The following is a 20,145-nucleotide window of genomic DNA, read 5'->3' as shown; positions in this document are numbered from 1 at the left end:
GCCGGTCAGCCGGCCCGGCACGCCGGCTCCCGCACGGTCCGGTCGACGCTCGGCACTCCGATGTGGATGGACACCTGGCCGTGCAGGCCCTGCCGGTCGCTGACCGCCATCAACAGTCCGGTCAGCGCCTCCAGGTGCCGGGCCGTGCGGATGCCGCCGGCGTCCAGCGGTGCGAAGCCCAGCGCCCGCGCCAGCGCGAAGACGTCCCGCAGCGCCGCCGGATGGTCGGCGGCGACCGGCAGCGACACCGGCAGGCCGTTGACCCGGCACCGGGCCAGCACCCCGGCCGGCACCGTGTTGAACGCCTTCGCCACCCGCCAGCCCTCGCCCGGGTGGTCCGGACCGGCCGCCCGGTCGGCGGCCAGTTCGGCCAGCAGTTCGCCGCCGGAGCGGCCGGGCGGCACCATCGGCGGCTCGCAGAACACCGGGTTCGTGGGGTCGACCAGGGTGCGACCCCGGCCGCGCCGCCCGGCCGGGCCCTGCAGGAACTCCACCGCGGCGGGGAACGGCACCGCGAGCACCACCAGCGCGGCCCGGTCGAGCAGGTCGGCCACCCGGCGCGGGTCGGCCCGGCCCGGCACCAGGAGGGGGTGGAGCCCGGCCTGCCGGACCGCCTCGGCCAGCCCCCGGCCCATCCGGCCGCGACCCACGATGCCGACGGTCATCGGGCCACCACCGCGTACCGGCTCAGCGCCCGGCGCAGCTCGGCCGGCACCTCGACCGGTTCCAGGCCGTGCCCGCCCCGGCGCATGCAGGCCACCGTCTGCCGGCCCTGCGCCAGCAGCGTCGGCGGGCCGGGCGCCACCCGGACGTAGTCGAAGGACATCGCGATGCGGTGGCCGTCCAGCCGGTCCAGCATCATCCGCACCTCCACCTCGTCGAAGGCGCTGCCCTCGGCGTAGAAGTCGGCGTGGCAGTCCACGGTCACCAGGGCCAGCCCGTCGGCCAGCGCGGCCATGACGCCCGGCGCGTGGTCGGCCAGGAAGTGCTCCCGGCAGTGCCCCTGCCAGTGCAGGTAGTGGGCGAAGTAGACGTTTCCCACGAGGTTCGTCTCGTCGAAGGTCACCACGTGCCGGTGGACGTAGCTGTCGGGCATCTCCTCACCCCTCCCCGTCGGCGTCCGCGGCGACGGCCAGGCTCACCGCGACCGGCCCGGGCGTCGCCGGCACGACCGTGCCGTAGACCGCGTGCCGGCCGGCGCGCAGCGCCACCCAGCCGTCCGGTCCGGTCTCGTCGCGCAGCACCAGCGGTACGTCGACCGCGGCGCCCGCCTTCACCAGCGCCTCCAGCGCGGTCCACACCCGGGTGCCGGCGGTGCCCGCGTCCTCGCCGGTGAGCCGGGCCAGCGCCTCGGCGACCCGGGCCGCCGCGTCGGGCAACGGCGGGGCGGGGGTGACGACCTCCCAGTCCACCCCGACCGGGCGGTCCGCCGTGGCGGTCAGCAGGTGCCCGTCGAGGTGGCTGACGCTGATCCCGCGCCACCCCAGCGGCGTGGCCGGTACGCCGGGCCGGAGCCGGCCGGTGGCGTCGGCGCGTACCTCGCCACCGAGCAGCCAGCCGGCCAGCGCACGGCTGCGTTCCCGGTCGCCCCGCCCGGCCGGCGCGGCGGCCAGGTCCACCCGCAGCTCCGGCCGCCAGCGGCGCAGCCGCCGGGTCACCAGCGGCCCGACCAGCTCGGCCGGCCACACGGCGTTCTCCACCGGGCCGACCGCCCGCAGCCGCAGCCCGGTCCAGCGCTCCACCGGAGAGCCGTCCGCGTCGATGACGGTGACGTCGAAGCGGAACTCGTCGCCCGTCTCGGCGACCTGTCGGGCGTGGACGGTCAGGGTGCCCTCCGGGCGGGCGTGGATGTCGATCCGGTCCACCCCGACGGGCAGCACCCGCCGGTCCGGCACGCACGCCTGGAGCAGGTGCAGGAAGGCGTCCCGCACTCCCGGGTCGCCGAGTTGCAGCCGCTGGTCGTGGAACCCGCCGAACCAGGTCCCCGCCTCGGCGTGCACCTCGGCCACGCACCGGTACGCGCTCAGCCCGTGGTAGCCGGCCACCCGCCGGAACCGGGGGCCGTGGAAGAAGGCCGGGCCGTAGAGCGGCCCGCCGGGCACCAGCAGCCCGGTGGAGGGCGGCGGCACCGGCTCGCCCGAGGTCACCGCCCCGCCGTACGTGCCGGTGAGGTGGTCCACGGCGAAGCCGGTCTCCGCGCTGCGCACCGCCGCCCGGACGGTGCCGTCGGCGCCGGTCAGCGCGGCCACCCGGACCGGCCGGGGCTCCCGGTCGCCGACCGTCACCGGACGGGTCAGCGCCACGTCCCGGATCACCGTGGGCACCTGCTTCGCGCCGAGCGCGGCGGCGGCCTGGGCCATCGCCTCCAGCCCGAGCACGGCCGGGAGCACGGCCGCGCCGTCGATCCGGTGGTCGTCCAGGTAGGGGTCGGCGCCGAGGGAGAGCCGGGCCGCGCTGACCAGCTCGACGCAGGGCGTGCCGACCAGCCGCGACTCCAGGAAGCGCCCGTGCTCCTCGGCGCACTCGTCCCACTCCAGGGTGTCGCTCACCGGCAGCCGCCCGGCCACCAGCACCACCGGCGGCAGCGCGGGCGTGGCGAGCAGTTCCAGCAGCAGGCGGGTGCCCTCGTCCGGCGGGATGGGGCTGACCCCGCGCCGGAGCAGCCCGTCGAGCACGCCGAGCCGGACGCCCATCCCGGTCCCGGACCAGACCGACCACTCGATGCTCAGCCAGCGCACCTGGGGCACGGCGGCGGCCAGCTCCGCGCAGCGCCGGGAGAGGTACTCGTTGGCGGTGGCGTACGCCGCCTCGCCGGGGAGCCCGGCGCGGCCGATCACCGAGCCGAACGCCACGGCGAACCGCAGCTCGTCGGGGTCCAGCGCGGCCACCACGTGCTCGAAGCCGTACGCCTTCGGGGCGAGGGTGCGGTCCAGCTCCTCGGCGGTCAGGTCGGTCACCGGCGCGGGCTCGTTACGCCCGGCCGCGTGCAGCAGCCCGCGCACCGGACCGTGCTCGGAGCGGACGGCGGCGACCGCCGCGGCCACCGCCGCCGGGTCGGCCAGGTCGACCGCCCGGTAGACCGCGCCGGTGCGGCCGACCGCCTCGACCACCTCCGGGTCGTCGGCGGGGCTGCGGCCGAAGAGCACGAGCCGCGCGCCGGTGGCCTCGCCGAGGGCCGCCGCGCAGGCCGCCCCGATCCCCTTCGCGCCCCCGGTGACCAGGCAGACCTCGCCGGGGCCGAGCGGGATCCGCCGGTCGGTGCGGGGCTGCCCGTCCAGCAGCCGGGTCACCGGCACGGTGCGTACGCCGTCCGCGCCGTACACCACCTCCTGGTAGCCGGACCACGGCCGGGACGCCTCGACGGCGGCCAGCCGGACGCCGGCCGGGCCCGGCGGGGTCTCCACCACCAGCACCGGCGCCCCGGTCTCCACGGCCAGGCTGCGGCCGACGGCCGCGCCGACCCCGCCGTGGTGCAGCACCACCAGCGGCCGCCGGTCCGCCGCCGCGGCGCGCAGCGCGGCGACCACGTCGGCGGTCGGGATGTCGGCCAGCCCCGGCGGCAGGGCGAGCAGCCGGCCGGCCGTCGGCCCGGCGTCCACCCGGAACGCGGTCCGCACCGCCTCGGCGTGCGGGTGCCCGGCCAGCGGGCCGACCACCTCCCAGCCGGGCGGCTCACCGGCGGGGGCGGCGCCGGCGGGCCGGGGCACCAGGTGGTGGCGGAACACCCGGACCCAGGGGCCCACGCCGGCGGCGGGCAGCTCGGCGGCGGGTTCGTCGGCGGTGGGCAACCCCTCGATCGCGGCGGCGAACTCGCCCACCGTGGCGTCGGCCAGGGACAGCGGCGTGGCGGGCAGCGCCCGGCCCAGCTCCCCGGCGATCTCCGCGGCGAGCTGGCCGACCCGGATCGAGTTCAGGTGCAGGTCGGCGAGGAGGCGGGTGCCCGGGCCCACCTCGGCGGCCGGCAGTTCGGCCAGGTCGGCCACCCGGGCGGCCACCAGCTCGGCGGTGCCCCGGCCGGCGGCCGGGCGGGCCGCGACCAGTCCGGCGCTCGCCCGCACGGCCGCCGCGGTGCGCGGGGCCGGCGTCGCGGCCCGGGGCGCCGGCAGGGCCACCGCCGGCACCTCCCGCTCGCACGGGTTGACCAGGAACTCCCGCTCCCGGTCCGGGTCGAACGGGCGGGTGAAGCGCGCGGCGAAGAAGGGCGTCACGTCGTCGACCGCGCCCGCGGCGAAGAGCGCCGCGGACCCGGCGGCCACGCCCGCCGCGCTCGCCGCGCCGGCGTCCAGGCTGACCGCGGTACGCCCGGCCGCCTCGGCCAGCGCGCTGAGCATCCGCCCGGGGCCCACCTCGACCAGCAGGTCGGCGTCGAGCAGGCCGAGCGCCTCGCGGAACCGCACCGGCCCGGTGAGCTGCCGGACCAGCACCTCGACCGGGTCCTCGTCGGCCCACCACGCCCCGGTGACCGTGGACGCCACCGGCCGCTCCGGCCGCCGCCACGGGAGCCGCCCGGCGGCCCGGCGCAGCGCGTCGGCGACCGGGGCCATCAGCGGGGAGTGGAAGGCGTGCGAGACGGCCAGCGGCGTCGCCTCGATCCCGGCGCGCCGCGCGGCCGCGGCGACCCGGTCCAGTTCCGGCCGGGCGCCGGCCACCACCACGTGCCGCTCGCCGTTGTCCACGGCCACCACCGCGCCCGTCCCGGCGGCCAGTTCCCGCGCGGCGGCCAGGCCGGCCCGGAGCGACAGCATCCCGGAGGGCGCCTCGGTCGCGGCGGACATGGCCTCCCCGCGCGCCCGGGCCAGGGCCAGGGCGTGCTCGGCGTCCAGCGCGCCGGCCCAGCTCAGCGCGGCCAGCTCGCCGAGGCTGTGGCCGAGCGCGCCGACCGGCCGGGCGCCGAGCCGGTCCAGCCAGCGGATCCCGGCCAGGCTGTCGGCGATGATGGCCGGCTGGGCCACCGCCGTGTCGACCGGCTCCGCCGCCGTCGTCCGGTCCGGAGCGCCGTCCGGCGCCGCATGACGGCCGGTCCCCGCGTCCGCGTCGTCGAGCAGGTGGCCCAGCGCGCCCCGGTCGGCGTGCACCGGGGCGGCCTGGCCCGGGAAGAGCAGCCCCACCCGCAGCGCCCCGCCGACCACCAGGAACAGCCCGCGACCCGGGTCGAGCAGGCGCCGGCCGCCCTCGGCCAGGTGCCGGAGCGCCCGGTCGAGGGCGCCGACCAGCTCGTCGGCGTCGCGGACGGCGGCCGCGAACCGGGCCGGGGCGTCCCCGCGGTGGTCGGCGGCGAGACCGGCGGCCAGGTCGGTCAGCTCGGGGCGGGACAGCGCGGTGGCCGCCGCCCGGAGCCGGGTGAGCAGCCCGGTGAGCGCCGCCGCGTCCGGGGCCCCGCAGACCACCAGCTCGTGGTCGGGGTGCGGCCGGCTCAGCCGCCGTACGTGCGCGCTGAGCGGCCGGGGCGCCGACGGAGCCGTCCCGCCGAGCACCACGTGGGTGTTGATCCCGCCGAAGCCCATCGCGCTGACCGACGCGTACCGCTCGCCGTCCGGCCAGGGCCGGGCCTCGGCGGTGACCCGCAGGGCGCCACCCTCGGCGAGCAGGGGGTGCGGCCGGTGGCAGCCGGTGGTCGGCGGCAGCACCTCCCGGTGCACGGCCAGCACCGCCTTGATCAGCCCGGCCACCCCGGCCGCCGCCTTGGTGTGCCCGATGTTCGCCTTGATGCTGCCCAGCACCGCCGGGGACGCGGCCGGCCCGCGTACGCCGAGCAGCGCCCGCAGTTCCGCCTCGTCGCCGACGGCCGTGCCGGTGCCGTGCCCCTCCACGAGCCGGACCGCGCCGGGCTCGATGCCGGCCCGGTCGTACGCCCGGCGCAGTGCCAGCCGCTGCCCGCTCTCCTCCGGCCGGGTCAGGCCGCCGCTGCCGTCCGACGAGGACGCCCAGCCGAGCAGCCGCCCGTACGGGCGCAGCCCCCGCTCCCGCGCGTACCCGGCCCGGGCCAGCACCACCACGCCGCAGCCCTCGCCGGGCAGGAAGCCGGTGGGGCGGGCGTCGTACACCCGCATCTCGTCCCCGGCCAGCGCGCCGACCCGGGAGAAGCCGACCAGCTCCAGCGGGTCGAGGCTGAGGTCCACCCCGCCGGCCAGCGCCACGTCCAGCTGGCCGGCGGCCACCGCCTCCGCCGCGGTGATCACCGCGAGCAGGGACGAGGCGCAGGCCCCGTCCACCGTGTAGCCGGTGCCGTGGAAGTCGAACTGGTTGCAGATCCGGCCCGCGATGGTGTTGGCCAGAGCGCCGGCCAGGGTCTCGTCGCCGGGTACCGGGAACGGCGCTTTGAACCGCTCCTCGACCCGGTCCAGCAGCGCCGCGACGTCGTCGGTCGCCAGCCCTCCGTCGACCAGGCCGGCGGCGACCGCCCGGCGCACGTACGGCCAGCGGATCCGCATGGCGGCGGCCCGGGAGAACTCGCCGGTCAACGAGTTGCCGATGACCACGCCGACCCGGGACCGGTCGGTGCCGGCCCCCTCCGGCAGGCCGGCGTCGACCAGGGCGTCCGCGGCGGTCTCCAGCGCCAGCCAGTGGGACAGGTCCACGGCCCGGAAGGTGCTGCCCGGGATCCGGAAGCGGGCCCGGTCGAAGCGCCACCCGTCCAGCACCGCGGCCCGGCGGACCGTGGTCCGGTCGGGGCCGTCGCCGCCGTACTCGGCCAGCGGCAGCCGGCCGGCCGGCAGCGGCCGGAACGCCTGCCGCCGGTTGAGGACGTTCTCCCACAGCTGGGCCAGGTTGTCCGCAGCCGGGTAGCGGCAGGCCAGGCCCACGATCACCACGTCGTCGTCGACCATCACGGTCTCCTTGCTCGTACGGAAGGGGCGCGGTCAGCGGGCGGCGGGCACCGGCACCTGGCCCACGTCGACGGGGGCGGCGTCGGCCGGCGGCGTCCCGGCGGGCCGGCCGGCGTCCGGCGCGGGTACCCCGTTCGTCCGGTCGCGCAGGTTGGCGCCGAGGATCACCAGGGCGCGCAGCCCGCAGACGATGACCAGCGCGAAGAACAGGCCGAAGGTGATGTGGGCGAGGACCAGCAGCCCGTAGACGGCCGCCGTGGCCAGGCCGAACACCACCTGCCGACGCGGGGCGGCCGGCGTCGTGCCCGGGTCGGTGATCATGTAGTTGGTGAAGAGGATGAACGCGATCCCGGTCATCGGCAGCAGCGCGGCGGCCAGGTGCGCGTCGAAGAACACCGAACGCAGCACGGCCTGGAGGACGAAGCCGCCGGCCCAGCCCAGGATCAGCGGCAGCCGCCGGGTCAGCTTGCCGTTGAGCATGGTGCCGGCGGCCAGGATGGCCAGCGGGATCACCACGTCGACCGGCCCGTCCACGTCCTCGCTGAAGTGGTACGGCGGGGCGATGCTGACCCAGCTGAACAGGATCAGCGTGACGCTGATGCCGAAGTTGCTCGGGTTGAGCACGTGCCGCAGGCTGCCGCGGACCCGCAGCCGGATGACGTACTTGCTGCTCACCGCGACCGCGGCGGCGAACATGGTGGGCGCCAGGCTCTGGTTGCCGTAGAGCAGCATGGCGCAGGCCAGGCCGGCGATGTGCGCGGGCAGCAGGAAGTTCAGCAGCGCCACCGGTCCGCCCCGGTAGCGCTCGGGGCGCCCGGTGGCGCGCGCCTCGACGGTCTCCAGCAGCAGGTCCACCGCGTACGCGGTGAGCACCGCCACGACCGGCGTGACGTACGCCTGCTCGAAGCCGAGCAGCAGGTGCCCGACGATGTTGAAGACGGTGATGGACAGCGCGAACCGGCGCAGCGCCTTGATCCGTGGGTCCGGTCGGTTCGCCGTACGGGGAGTGGCCTGTTCGGACACGGTCGACCTCCTGTGGCTCGACGGGTCGGCTACGCGGTCGGGGTGAGCACGAGGCTGTGCCACCCGGGGTTCAGGGACCTGGTCATGGCGTGCTGGCCGGCGGCGTCGCGCCAGGTCACCGTGGCGGTGACCGGTCCGGACGAGTCGCCGAGCCCGAAGAGCAGGTCCGGGGAGTTGCCGCCGGTGTGACCGTTGGCGGGGTAGAGCTGGGCGGTCAGCGCGGTGCCGTCGGCCCTGCGCACCTGGACCGTCGCGCCGACCGCGGGCCGGGGCTTCCCGCCGGGGCCGGCCGCCGGGAGCAGCAGTTGCAACCCGAGGTGGGCCCGCGCCGGGCCGGTGTTGTGCAGGAACTGCGACCGGGCCCACTGGTTGGCCACCACCAGGTCCGGCCGCCCGTCGTGGTCGACGTCGCCGACGGCCAGGCCGCGGGTGGTGGCGTGCTGCCGGAAGGCGAGCCGGTCGGAGACGTCCACGTACCGGCCGTCCTCACCCCGGACGAAGAACGGGTTGCGCTGGTGCCCGGCGATGTCGTCGCCGTCGCGGAAGTTCGGCCAGGCGTACGGGTACTGGAGGAACACGTCGTTGCCCATGGCCAGCTCCTGGAGCTCGGCCCAGCGGTTCACCGTGCCGCGCAGGAAGCCGAGCGCCTGGACGATCTCGTCGGTGCCGTCGCCGTCGAAGTCGGCCACCTTGATGTCCCAGGCCCAGCCGGTGCGGGCCAGGCCCAGCCGCTGGCTCTCGTCCCGGTAGGGGGCGTGGTCGGTGAGCGGGGCGGCGTCGGTGCTGACGAACGCGAAGTTGCTCTCCTGGAGCGCGTACGGGGTGGTGATGTTGCTGACCAGGATGTCCGGCCGCTGGTCGGCGTTGAGGTCGGTGAAGGTGACGCCCATGCTCTTGAACGAGTCGTTGCCGAGCACCTTGGACTTCGGCATGTCGGCGTCGCGCCGCCCGGGCAGCTCGGCGAACCGGATGCGGCCCGGCCGGGAGACGTTGTGCAGCAGGTAGTCGCGGCCGAAGTCGTTGGCCACGTACACCTCGGGCAGGTTGTCGCCGTCCAGGTCCTGCCCGCCGATGGCCAGGGTCCAGGAGCGGGCCTGCTCGCCGGTGAGCGCCGCGGAGGCGTCCGCGTACGCGGGGCGGGCCGGGCCGCCGGCGACGGGGGTCAGGCCGGTGAAGCGCAGGATCCGGTTGCGCCCGCCGTTGCGGGCCCAGGACATGGAGTCCTGCATCCGCATCCGCGGGTCGTCCTTCGCGGCCGCGTCGAGCACCCGCGCCCCGTCGGGGAAGTAGTTGCCGACCACGATGTCCAGGTGGCCGTCGCCGTCCAGGTCGAGCACGTTGGCGGTGGTGCTGTTCCACAGCTCGGTGGGGTGGTCGGTGACGTCGACGGCGGTGAACGCGGCCGGCCCGAACGGCACGTCGGCGTGTTGCAGCCAGGCCAGCGGCGCCCGACCCCAGTAGTAGACCAGCACGTCGAGGCGGCCGTCCTCGTTGAGGTCGGCGGTCGCGCAGCCCATCGGCGCGGTGATCCGCGCGTCGTAGGGCACCCCGGCGGGGCGCAGGGGGAAGGCGGCGTAGCGGGTGGCCCGGTCCGGGGTCGGGGTGACGCTCACCGAGTCGTCCCGGGGGTCGACGAGGCAGGTGTCGTTGGGCAGGCCGTCCCCGTCGAGGTCGGCCAGCGCCGCCCCGGCGCCCACGGAGGAGATCCACGCCCGCAGGTGTTCCAGGGCGGCTTCCACGGTCCGCTGGGTGCGGGCGCCGGCCGGGTCGGCGTTCAGGTCGCCGACGTCGAAGGCGAACCGCCCGGCGAGCGCCCGCCGGTCGGCGGCGCTCGCGTCCGGCAGCCGGGAGGCCAGCCCGAGTGTCGTGGCGATGAGGACGGCCAGCAGCGGGGCGATGATCCTGCGGGCGCGGTGGGGACTGGGCATGGAGGCTCCTTGTCGCAGGTTCAGCGGTGGGTCGGGATCGGCGGGGGACGCCCGCTCAGCCGGCGACGTGCCGGGCGGCGAGCCGCTGCACGCGGGCGCGCCACTCGCCGTAGTCGGCCGGGGTGGCACCGGCCCGGTCCAGGCCCTGCCGGGCCTGCCAGGTCCACTCGGCGGCGGTGTCGGCGGACACCCCGGTCAGGATCCGGGCGGCGGCGTCGACCGCCGGACCGGCCGTGCCGTCCGCCCGGCGGGCCTCCGCCGCGAACGCGGCGCCCTGGGCGAGGGCCGGCCGGTGGTTGCCGGCGAGCCCGAGCAGCAGCGTGTGGTCGTCCGGGGGAACCCCGTTGGCGTACGTGGCGGCGAGGCCGACGCCGCTCCACACGTCGCCGCGGTGCGAGGCCGGCAGGCCGCTGATCCGCTCGGCCAGGGCGGCCGGGTCGCCGCAGTCGCGGAACCAGAGGCAGCGGCCCAGCCCCTGGTAGCGGATGGCGCAGGTCGGGTCGCAGGGCTTCCGGTGCCGGCGCCAGCCGGCGAGCGTCGGATCCTTGACGAAAAAGACCTTGAAAAAGCCATAGCCGTCGTACGCCAGCCAGCGGAGCAGGCCATTCTCCGACCCGAGGCGGCCGAGCCGCCCGAGCGCACCGACCGAGACGGCGTCCAGCTTGGCCAGCGCCCAGCCCGCGCCGACGTGCAGCAGGTAGTCGTGGCGCGGGTGCCCGCGCAACTGGGCGGCGAAGCGGCCGTGCCGCCGTGGGGACAGCCGGTCCAGCAGCACGGCCGACATGGCAGACCCCTCGGCGGCGAATCCGCGCAGCTCAGCAGGGATACCGTCCAGTGTGGTCGGCTGCCCGTACGGCGTGTCCAGGCCACGGTTGTAGCCGTCGAGGAAGGCGGTGGCGGCGCGTTCCAGGACGGCTCTCGTCTCGGGGCGGTCGGTCCGGAAGCCGCGGTTGGCGAAGTCCACCAGGTCCGGACTCAGGGCCAGCCGGCTCCGCCAGCCGCCGGGTCGGTGCACCCCGTCCCGCGTGAGCGTCGATGTCATGTGCTCCCCTTTGGTCTGCGCCCGGCGCAAGTTCCACGCCGGGGGCGGCAAACATGAAGCAGCCTGACACGAGCGGTATGCAGCATTCTTGAAGCGCATATAGTGGGACGCTCACGCCCCGCAACGATCCATGTCTGGAAAGTGATCGCCGCAGTGCCTACGCTGCGGGGGAGACAGGCGACTGGAAGGATCACCGGTCCCGTGAAACGTCAGCTGTCGGTCACCGTGCTCGGCACGGTCCAGGTCCACGACGGCACCGCCCCGGTGGATCTCGGCCCGTCGAAGCAGCGCGCCCTGCTCGCCCTGCTGGCCCTCCAGGTGGGCGAGAACATCCCCGTCGGCACGCTCGCCCTGGCGCTGTGGGGCGACAACCCCCCGCCGAGCGGCGGCCACCTCCTGCACACCTACGTGGCGCGGCTGCGGCGCGCGCTGGAACCGGGCTCGCCCCGGCACGCCCGCACCAACGTCATCGCGTCGTCGCCCCGGGCGTACCGGTTGCAGCTCTACGCCGACCAGGTCGACCTGACCCGGTTCCGCCGGCTCGCCGAGGCCGCCCGGGAGCTGGTCCGCCGCGACCGGCGGTTCGCCGCGTTCGAGCTGCTGGTGGCGGCGGTCGCCATGTGGACCGACCCCGACCTCACCGACCTGCGGGCCCTGCTGCCCGGGGAGGAGGCGGTCGCCGCGCTGCGCCGCGAGTGGGTCACCGCGTGCCTCGACCTGGTCACCCTCGGCCTCGAACTGGACCGGCCGGCCGAGGTGCTGGCCACCGCGGAGCACCTCGCCGCCGCCGAGCCGCTGCACGAGGCGGTGCAGGCGCGGCACCTCACCGTGCTGGCCCGCACGGGCCGGCGGGCGGCGGCCCTGGACCGGTTCGCCGGGATCCGCGCCCGGCTCGCCGTCGAGCTGGGCATCGAGCCGGGCCCGGAGCTGACCGCCGCCCACCGCGAGCTGCGGGACGGTCCCACCGCCGCCCGGCCGGCGGTCCCGCCGACCGGCTGCGTGGCCAGCCGGCCCCGGCCGCCCTGGCGGGGCCCCCGCCCCGGCGCGACCGAGCTGATCGGCCGGGAGACCGACCTGGCCCGGCTGACCGGGCTGCTGGCCGACCACCGGGTGGTCACCGTGGCCGGGCCGGCGGGCTGCGGCAAGTCCGCGCTGGCCCTGGCCGCCGCCCGCCGGGTCCACACCGGGTACGCCGACGGCGTCCTCTCCGTCGACCTCGCCGCGGCCCGGACGCCGGACGACGTCACCCGGGAGATCCGCCGGCTGCTCCGCCTGCCGGAGCGCGGCGGCCTGCCCCGGCTGCTGGCCGACCGCCACCTGCTGCTGGTGCTGGACAACGTGGACCACCTCACCGACAGCTGCGCCGGACTGGTCGACGACGTCGTGCAGGTGGGCCGCCGGGTGTCGGCTCTGGTCACCTCGCGGGAGCCGCTCGGCCTGGCGTACGAGTCGGTGTGGCGGCTGCCGCCGCTGCCCGCGCTCACCACCGGCCCGGACGGCGTCCGGGGGATGCCGGCCGTCCAGCTCTTCGCCCGCCGGGCGGCCCAGGCGCGTCCCGGCTTCGAGGTGGGCGCGAAGGAGGTCGGCACGGTGGCGGTGATCTGCGGGCTGCTCGACCGGCTGCCGCTCGCCGTCGAGATGGCCGCCGACCGGATGGCCGACGAGAGCCTCGACGAGCTGTTGCGCCGGCTCGACGACCCGCTGACCGCGCTGCGCCGGCCCGACCGGCGGGGCCGGCCGGCCCACCAGACCTCGCTCTCCGCCGCCCTCCAGCGCAGCCTCGACTGCCTCACCCCGGCCGAGCGCTGGTGCTTCGTGCGGCTCGGTGCGCTGCCCCGGCTCTTCGGCCTCGACGAGGTGGACCGGGTCTGCGGCGCCGCGCCCTGGTGGCGGCTGCGGACCAGCGTGGTCCTCGACGGCCTGGTGGCGAAGTCCCTGGTGACGGTCCGCCACCACGCCGGCCGCCCCACGTACGCGATGCTGCGCACCGTGCACCAGTTCGCCGCCCGGCTGCTCGCCGGCGAGCTGGGCCAGTACGGCAGCGCGCCGGCCCTGTCCGCCCGGGTGGGCTGAATGTCGCCGCCCCCCGCCCGCCCGGCCGGCGTGCTGCTCGCGGCCGGCGCCGGCCGCCGGTACGGCGGCCCGAAGGCGCTGGTGCGGCACGCCGACGGCCGGCTGCTGGTGGAACGGGCGGCCGGGGTGCTGGCCGGTGGCGGCTGCGCGCCCACGGTGGTGGTGCTGGGCGCGGCCGCGGCCGAGGTGCGGGCGCGCGCCGACCTGTCCGGCGCGGTGCTCGTGGACAACCCGGAGTGGGCCGGCGGGATGGGCTCCTCGCTGCGCGCCGGGCTGGCCGCGCTGGCGCGCACCGACGCGCCGGCGGCGGTGGTGCTCCTCGTCGACATGCCCGGCGTCACCGCGGCGGCGGTCCGCCGGGTGGCCCGGCACGCCACCGCCGACAGCCTGGTCACGGCCGGCTACCCGGCCGGCCGCCGGGGCCATCCCGTGCTGCTGGGCCGCCGGCACTGGCCCGGTGTGGCGGCGGTGGCGGTGGGCGACACGGGTGCCCGGGGCTACCTGCGGGCGCACCGCGACGAGGTTCGGGTGGTCGACTGTGCCGACGTGGCCGACGACGCCGACCTGGACGTGCCGGCGGGGCCGACGGATGCGTGAGGTCCTGCCCGACCTGCTGCGCTGGTGGCGCGCCGGCGTGCCGGTCGGCATGGCCACGGTGGCCCGCACCTGGCACAGCGCCCCGCGCCGGCCGGGCGCCACGCTGCTGGTCGGCCCGGACGGCAGCGCGGTCGGCAGTGTCTCCGGCGGCTGCGTGGAGGCGGCGGTCTACGAGCTGCCTGGGCGGGCAGACCCCGGAGGAGACCGCGGTCAGCATCGTCGCCGAGATCGTGGCGGTGACCCGCGGCGGTGGCGGCGCCCCGCTGTCCCGCCGGTCGGGCCGCATCCACGCGGACGCGCCCGGCTAGGGTCCGGATCATGAGCGTGCATCCCCGCATCGTCGCCGACGACTTCCCGGCCACCCTCCGCTTCTACGCCGACCTGCTCGGCGAGCCGGAGAAGGTGGTCGCCGAGTTCGAGTACGCCAGCTTCGACTCCGGCGGCGAGACCGTGCTCGCCGTGCTGGGCCGCCGGGCGGCCGAGACGGTGCTGCCGGTGGGCCGGGGGGACGGGGGCGTGCTCGTGGTGGTCCCGGTGCCGGACGTCGACGCCACCGTCGCGGCCCTCCCCGCCGGCACGGTCGTCGCCGCGCCGGCCGACCGTCCCGGCTGGGGCGTCCGCTCGGCCTACCTGCGCGATCCGGAGGGCAACCTGGTCGAGGTGCAGACCTGGGTCTCGCGCTGAGCGACCCGGCCCCGCTGCCCGGCGCCGTCCGTCCGGTCGGCCGCCGGGCCTCGGGTGCCGTTGCCGCCCCGGATCACAACCGCTCCGGGGCGCGGATGCCGAGCAGGTGGAGGCCCTGCCGGAGCACCCGCGCGGTCAGGTCGCAGAGCACCAGCCGGCTCTCCCGGACCGGCTCGTCGGCCCGCAGCACGGGGCACCGCTCGTAGAACGCGCTGAACGCGGCGGCGAGCCGGGACAGGTAACCGGTCAGGTGGTGGAACTCCAGGTTCTCCGCCACCGCCCCGACCACCGCCCCGAAGCCGACCAGCTCGAAGGCGAGCGCCCGCTCGGCCGGGTCGGCCAGCGAGATCCCCGCCTCGGGTCGGGCCGCCACCCCGGCCCGCCGGAAGATCGACCGGATCCGGGAGTGCGCGTACTGGAGGTAGGGCGCGCTGTTGCCGTCCAGCGACAGCATCCGCTCCCAGTCGAGCACGTAGTCCTTGTGCCGGTCGCTGGAGAGGTCGGCGTACTTGACCGCGCCGATGCCGACCGCGCGGCCCACCTCGGCCACCTCGGCCTCGCCCAGTTCCGGGTTCCGCTCCCGGGCCAGTGCGGTGGCCCGGGCCACCGCCTCCTCCAGCAGCCCGACCAGCTTCACCGACCCGCCGGCACGGCTGCGCAGCATCCGCCCGTCGGGCCCGAGGATCGAGCCGAACCCGACGTGCTCGGCCCGCGCCGGCGGGGCCAGCCAACCGGCCTGCGCGGCGGCGGCGTAGACCATCTCGAAGTGCCGCCGCTGCGGCAGCCCGACCACGTAGAGCAGCCGGGTCGCGCCCAGCGTGCCGGTCCGGTGCCGGATCGCGGCCAGGTCGGTCGCCGGATAGCCGTATCCACCGTCGGACTTGCGCACGATCAGCGGCAGCGGCTCACCGTCCCGGCCCACCGAGCCGGGCGGGAACACGCACGCCGCACCGTCGCTGGACCGCAGCAGCCCGAGCCGGTCCAGCTCCTCGACGACCGGGCCGAGCAGGTCGTTGTAGCTGCTCTCGCCGTGGAAGTCCCGCTCGGTGAGGGTCACGTCGAGCAGGTCGTAGACGGTCAGGAAGTAGCGCTCGGACTGCTCCACCAGCAGCCGCCAGAGGCGCAGCGTGGTCGCGTCGCCGCCCTGCAACGCCACCACCCGCTGCCGGGCCCGCTCGCGGAACGCCTCGTCGGCGTCGAACTTGGCCCGCGCCGCCTTGTAGAACGAGTCCAGGTCGCCCATGGACAGCTCCTGCGCCGCCTCGGCCTCGCCCAGGTCGACCAGGTGCTCGATCAGCATGCCGAACGGCGTGCCCCAGTCGCCCAGGTGGTTGGCGCGCAGCACCCGGTGCCCCAGCCACTCCAGCAGCCGGGCCGCCGCGTCGCCGATCACCGTCGACCGCAGGTGCCCGACGTGCATCTCCTTCGCCACGTTCGGCGCCGAGTAGTCGACCACCACGGTCTCCGGCGCGACGGCCTCCGGCACCCCGAGCCGCGGGTCGGCGGCCAGCGCGGAGACCAGCCCGGCCAGGGCGTCGTCGGCCACGGTCAGGTTGAGGAAGCCCGGTCCGGAGACCTCCGTGGCGCTGCACAGGTCGGCCAGTTCCGCACGCTCCAGCACCTCGCCGGCGATGGCGCGCGGCGGCCGGCCGAGCCGCCGCGCCAGCGCCAGCGCCGCGTCGGACTGGAAGTCCGCGCGCTGGGAGCGCCGCACGACCGGGTCCACCGGCCCGCCGGCCACGGTGGCGAACGCCGGCGCCAGCCGGTCGGTCAGCAGTTTCTCCAGATCCATGGGTACGCCGATCTCGCTCGGATCCGCCGCTCGCGGATCACCGGATGGGGATGCGGGCGGACCGAGGACGATCGGCGATGACCGGCGGCTCGATCCGCCGGTCGCAGTGAGGAATGCTCAGCGCAGGCGGTCGCGGGACCGCCGGCGTCGCAGCGCGCCGACCAGGACGTCGGGGGACGTCGTCGGGTACGCGTGCGAGCTGGTCATGCGAGCAGCCTAACCGGCCGGCCCGGGGGCGGCGCAAGTCCGTACCCGGGCCGGCCGGCCGGCGTACCCGACAGCTCAGGCCGGCGTGGCGACGGCCTTGCGGTAGCGCTCGGCCCGCCGCCGCACCTGGGTGTACGCGCTGGTCAGGCCCATCGCCCGGCGCACCTCGACCAGGGTGCGGCGCACCTCGGCCCGGGTCCGCTCGGTGCCCTCGACGATGAGCTCGTCGACCAGGCCGCGCTGCCCCTCGAACCGGGCCCGCCGTTCCCGGACCGGGTCGAGGAACCGGTTGAGCGCGCCCGCCAGTTCCTCCTTGACCTCGACGTCGCCGACCCGCCCGGCCCGGTAGCGCGCCTTCAGCTCCTCGACCGTCGCCCGGTCGGGATGGAACACGTCGAGGTACGCGAAGACCGGGTTCCCCTCGACCGTGCCCGGCACGTCGGCCCGGACCCGGTTCGGGTCGGTGTACATCCCCAGCACCTTGCGCCGCACGGTGGCCGGGTCGTCGGAGAGCGCGATGGCGTTCCCCTTGCTCTTGCTCATCTTCCCCGCGCCGTCGGTGCCCACCAGGGTGGGCGTCTCCGACATGATCATTTCCGGCACGGGGAAGACCTCGCCGTAGAGGTGGTTGAAGCGCCGGGCGATCTCCCGGGTCACCTCCACGTGCGCGGCGTTGTCCTTCCCCACCGGGACGACCTGCCCCTTCACGCAGAGGATGTCGGCGGCCTGGAGGACGGGATAGCCGAGCAGCCCGTACGGCATCTCCTCCTTGCCGGCGTCCCGGCTCATCTCCTTGAGCGACGGGACCCGTTCCAGCCGGGGCACGGTGACCAGGTTCTGGAACAGGGTGTTCAGGTCGCCGACCTCGGGGATCGCCGACTGGAGGTAGAAGGTGGCCCGGTCCGGCTCGACACCGGCGGCGAGGATGTCGGTGACCATCTCGCGGGCGTTGTGGGAGACCTGTTCGATGTCTTCGCGGCTGTTGCGCGTGGTGAGCATGTGCAGGTCGGCGATGATGAAGAAGCTCTCGTAGCCCTGGTGCAGCTTCACGCGGTTGGCGATGCTGCCGACGTAGTGGCCGAGGTGCAGCCGCCCGGTCGGGCGGTCACCGGTGAGCATCCGTGCTGCGGACATGGTCGTACGCCTCTCATTGCTGGTCGGTGGAGGACGCGCGGGCGCGCGGAGGAGAGCCGGGGTGTGCCCGGATCAGTGGAGGTGGCTCGTCAGTGCGAGCGCCGCCATCGCCCGCCGGCGCGGAACCGCAGCCCACCGGCACGGAGGACGTCGAGGATCTGCTCCCGACCGTCGTCGACACGGACCGGGAGAACCGGAGCGGCAGCCGCCGGGAGACCGTCGAGGGTCTCCGGGGCGCAGGTGCTCGGCCGGACCATGCCTGACACGGTAGCCGGTCCACCGCTTCCCGCGCAGACCGGAACGCGCGACGGCCCGACCGGCCGCCGCGCGTCTCCCGCCCTGGTCAGCCCCGCCGGTAGCTCTCGGTGTAGTAGTTGCCGACCTGCTCGCGGTACTCGGTGCGACCGAAGTCGTCCGGGTCGAACGCCGGTGACTCCTTGACCTGTTCCCGCGTCCGGTCCACGTGCACGACGCGCTCCAGGTGGTCGACCCGGGCCACCGTGCCGACCGGCAGCAGCACCTTCCGGCCGAAGATCCACGGCCCGGTGTCCACCACCAGGTAGCCGGCGCCGGCGTCGTCGCTCGCCCCGTCGATGGCGCCGATCCGGCCGTCGGTCGCCTCCACCCGGTAGCCGGTGAGGTCGATCGGGGTGCCCGGGCCGGGCGCGTCGGGGCCGTCGTCGGCGCCGCTCTCCGACCGCTGCCGCGGCACGTCGTCCGGGCGGGTCTGCTCGTAGCCGCCGGCGAGGGCGGACGGGTCCCGCCAGGTCCACGGATTGAACGGCTGCATGGTGGCCACCTCCGGGTGTCGTCGTGTCGCCACCCGAACAGTGCCCGAACGTCGAATGCGGGAAACACGAAGGCAATTCCGAATTCATCGGGGTGCGTTTATGCGAGATACCTCATAATCGGTTCTTGCCGATCAGTCGCGGTGCTTCTGCCCAGGTGGCGGGCCGTGTCCCGGCCGTCCGGCACACCCGGAAACGGGCCGGAGTGGCCACCGTCCACATTCGTCCGCCCCGGCGCGGACACCATTCTGATCCCGCATCCGTCGGCACCAGGGAAAGGGAATGCAGATGCAGCGGCTCATTCGACGACTCGGGATCGTAGCGGCCGTGGGGGCCGTCCTCGTCGGGGCGGCGGGCACCGGCGCGCAGGCGGCGGTGGTCAACCCGTACACCCCGGAGGCGCTCTGCGGCCTCGGCTTCGTCGCCGTCGACCAGGACCCGATCCACGACACCGGCACCGGCGCGCGGCTCGGCACCGTCCACCTGCTGCGCAACCCCCTCACCGGGTACGGCTGCACGGTCACCCTCAAGTCCGCGTACGTCGGCACGCTCACCGGGACCCGCGTCTACCTGGACCCGGAGTGGACCACCTTCGGCATCGACGAGGGCAGCCGGCGCTACGCGGCCGGCCCGGTCCACCGCTACCTCGGCGCGGGTTGCGCGATCTGGGGCGGGTCGATGACCGATCCCGCCGGCACCGTCCACCAGCACGACCGCGCGAACCCGGCCATCGGCGGGGCGGTCACCTGCTTCTGACCCGCCGGGCGGCGGTCCGGTTTCGCGCGGCGCGCGGGCCGGTCCGCCTTCGGGACGGCCGTCGTCGGTCTCTCGCTGGGCTCCGCGTGCCTGTCGTGCCTCCAGCGCGGCACCGGGGAGAACCGCCAAGCGTACGAGCTGGTGCCGGCGCCCCGCTCCGGGTACGTGCTCACGGGCGCGGGCGTCGACCGGGTCTTCGGTCGTGGACACCACCCCGACGAGGTCCCCAGATCCGGTCGGCGTGGCGCACGGGCATCCCGCCGGGTCCCGGCGCTGCGCTACTCGCCGGCCTTCCGCATGCTCCGGCCCACGCGCTCCTGACCTGGGCCGACGGGCCGCTGGCATACTGGCCAGCCATGGTGCTGTCGCGTGGCTGGTCGCTGTTCCTGGTCGGGGTCGGGGTCTGGACCTGGGTGATCTGGCCGAGGTTCGCGGTCGCCATCTGGAACGACCCGCGGGCGTGGTCGGCCGGCACGGTCGGCGAGGGCAGTCCCACCAGCTTCCTCTGGGTGCACGCGCTGCTCATCGCGGCCTCCCTGGCCATCGGCACGACGGTCGGGGTGCTCGGTGTCCGGGGCTGGCTCGCGTCCCGCCGCCGGCCGACCGCCTGAACGCCCGCGCCCGCCGCGCGGAGCGGAGGGCGCGGTCCGGACCGTGAGCTCGGTCTGGCCGGGAATGCGGGGGGACTACCCGAAGCGCTGTGCCGCTCCCGTGCGGGCGACTTTCGGGCCGTCGAGTGGGGATTCCGCCGCCGGATAGCCGCTGAACAGGGAAGATAGCTCTGCGATGATGGTGTGACGCGGGACGCTACCCCTGGATTTGACGATCAAACCCGAATCCGCGTAACTTTCTCTCTGCCAGCGCGGAACGGGGCAAACGGGACGAAGATCCCGGGGGCCACGGACCGGGCACGGCACCGGAACCACCGAGGTTGCACCTCGACGGAGCCGGGCCGGGCGGGGCTCGCCGAAACGCCGCAGGGCGGATTTGGTGGAGCGGAACCGACCGGGTAAGGTTGACGACCGGCAGGGCACCGGGCGAGCTAGCGGGAGACCGCAGCGGCCGGCCTGCCAAATCCGACGACCAGGCACAGCGGTTCGCCGCTGCGCGAGGTCGCGGGCGCCAACCCGTACGAAGCGTGACAGACCGGGACACACGGTTTGACACGGCGGAGACGGTGAGGTAACGTAGTAAAAGTGCCCGGCGCGAGAGCGGCGGGTGCGGGATGAACGAAATGCCCCGGACGGGGGCTCCACGGTGTGGGGTTTCCGGATGGTGTGTGGTTGTTCTTTGA

Annotated in this window: 16 protein-coding genes; 6 read left to right on the top strand and 10 right to left on the bottom strand. The window is 75.9% G+C overall.

The window, feature by feature from the left end; all coding sequences use genetic code 11:
- Nucleotides 1-5: 5 nt before the first annotated feature.
- Genes NLX85_RS30310 through NLX85_RS30285 form a run of 6 tightly spaced genes read right to left on the bottom strand, consistent with a single transcriptional unit; the run spans nt 6 to nt 10,820 of the window.
- Nucleotides 6-665, bottom strand: a complete 660-nt coding sequence (locus NLX85_RS30310; protein ID WP_254340978.1) for an NADPH-dependent F420 reductase — start codon at nt 663-665, stop codon at nt 6-8.
- On the bottom strand, nt 662-1,096 hold the full coding sequence (locus tag NLX85_RS30305) for a thioesterase family protein (protein ID WP_254340976.1): 435 nt from the start codon (nt 1,094-1,096) through the stop codon (nt 662-664). Before NLX85_RS30305 ends, NLX85_RS30310 begins: the two co-directional genes overlap by 4 nt.
- A 4-nt stretch (nt 1,097-1,100) precedes the next feature.
- On the bottom strand, nt 1,101-6,827 hold the full coding sequence (locus NLX85_RS30300) for a type I polyketide synthase (protein ID WP_254340973.1): 5,727 nt from the start codon (nt 6,825-6,827) through the stop codon (nt 1,101-1,103).
- 33 nt (nt 6,828-6,860) lie between these two features.
- A complete protein-coding gene (locus NLX85_RS30295) occupies nt 6,861-7,850 on the bottom strand; it encodes an enediyne biosynthesis protein UnbU (protein WP_254340960.1) in 990 nt (329 codons plus the stop codon).
- A gap of 29 nt (nt 7,851-7,879) precedes the next feature.
- Nucleotides 7,880-9,778 (bottom strand): CRTAC1 family protein, encoded by a 1,899-nt coding sequence (locus NLX85_RS30290; protein ID WP_254340958.1) that lies wholly within the window; start codon nt 9,776-9,778, stop codon nt 7,880-7,882.
- Nucleotides 9,779-9,833: 55 nt separating this feature from the next.
- Nucleotides 9,834-10,820, bottom strand: coding sequence for a DUF1702 family protein (locus NLX85_RS30285; RefSeq protein ID WP_254340956.1), 987 nt, complete (start codon nt 10,818-10,820; stop codon nt 9,834-9,836).
- A gap of 201 nt (nt 10,821-11,021) precedes the next feature.
- On the opposite strand from NLX85_RS30285, the gene NLX85_RS30280 reads away from it, so the two are divergent.
- From NLX85_RS30280 to NLX85_RS30265, 4 genes are read left to right on the top strand one after another with little or no spacing between them, the layout of a single operon-like run.
- On the top strand, nt 11,022-12,893 hold the full coding sequence (locus NLX85_RS30280) for a BTAD domain-containing putative transcriptional regulator (protein WP_254340954.1): 1,872 nt from the start codon (nt 11,022-11,024) through the stop codon (nt 12,891-12,893).
- A complete protein-coding gene (locus NLX85_RS30275) occupies nt 12,894-13,490 on the top strand; it encodes an NTP transferase domain-containing protein (RefSeq protein WP_254340951.1) in 597 nt (198 codons plus the stop codon).
- The gene (locus tag NLX85_RS30270; RefSeq protein ID WP_256567784.1) at nt 13,483-13,812 is read left to right on the top strand and encodes an XdhC family protein; all 330 of its coding nucleotides are present in this window, start codon (nt 13,483-13,485) and stop codon (nt 13,810-13,812) included. Before NLX85_RS30275 ends, NLX85_RS30270 begins: the two co-directional genes overlap by 8 nt.
- Nucleotides 13,809-14,174 carry a VOC family protein gene (locus NLX85_RS30265; protein WP_254340949.1) on the top strand — a complete coding sequence of 122 codons (366 nt, stop codon included), beginning with the start codon at nt 13,809-13,811 and terminating at the stop codon, nt 14,172-14,174. Before NLX85_RS30270 ends, NLX85_RS30265 begins: the two co-directional genes overlap by 4 nt.
- A gap of 73 nt (nt 14,175-14,247) precedes the next feature.
- On the opposite strand, the gene argS is transcribed toward NLX85_RS30265, so the two are convergent.
- The 4 genes from argS to NLX85_RS30245 all read right to left on the bottom strand — a co-directional run bounded on the left by argS (nt 14,248) and on the right by NLX85_RS30245 (nt 18,097).
- Nucleotides 14,248-15,966 carry an arginine--tRNA ligase gene (gene argS, locus NLX85_RS30260; protein WP_254340947.1) on the bottom strand — a complete coding sequence of 573 codons (1,719 nt, stop codon included), beginning with the start codon at nt 15,964-15,966 and terminating at the stop codon, nt 14,248-14,250.
- A gap of 282 nt (nt 15,967-16,248) precedes the next feature.
- Nucleotides 16,249-17,307, bottom strand: coding sequence for a tryptophan--tRNA ligase (gene trpS, locus NLX85_RS30255; RefSeq protein WP_254340945.1), 1,059 nt, complete (start codon nt 17,305-17,307; stop codon nt 16,249-16,251).
- An 89-nt stretch (nt 17,308-17,396) separates the two neighbouring features.
- Entirely contained in the window at nt 17,397-17,564 is a 168-nt protein-coding gene (locus tag NLX85_RS30250; protein WP_254340943.1) for a hypothetical protein, read from the bottom strand.
- Between the two features lie 86 nt (nt 17,565-17,650).
- A complete protein-coding gene (locus NLX85_RS30245) occupies nt 17,651-18,097 on the bottom strand; it encodes a PRC-barrel domain-containing protein (RefSeq protein WP_254340941.1) in 447 nt (148 codons plus the stop codon).
- Nucleotides 18,098-18,422: 325 nt separating this feature from the next.
- Between NLX85_RS30245 and NLX85_RS30240 the strand changes: the two genes are divergently transcribed.
- Nucleotides 18,423-18,851: a hypothetical protein gene (locus NLX85_RS30240; protein WP_254340939.1), complete on the top strand. Its 429-nt coding sequence runs from the start codon at nt 18,423-18,425 to the stop codon at nt 18,849-18,851.
- 356 nt (nt 18,852-19,207) lie between these two features.
- Nucleotides 19,208-19,462, top strand: a complete 255-nt coding sequence (locus NLX85_RS30235; protein ID WP_091316760.1) for an SCO4848 family membrane protein — start codon at nt 19,208-19,210, stop codon at nt 19,460-19,462.
- Nucleotides 19,463-20,145 lie beyond the last annotated feature (683 nt).

Origin of the sequence: Micromonospora sp. A3M-1-15 (assembly GCF_024213425.1) — a bacterium.
Classification (GTDB): domain Bacteria; phylum Actinomycetota; class Actinomycetes; order Mycobacteriales; family Micromonosporaceae; genus Micromonospora; species Micromonospora chersina.
The sequence above is the reverse complement of the archived record's forward strand: the minus strand, read 5'-3'. Positions and strand labels throughout refer to the sequence as shown.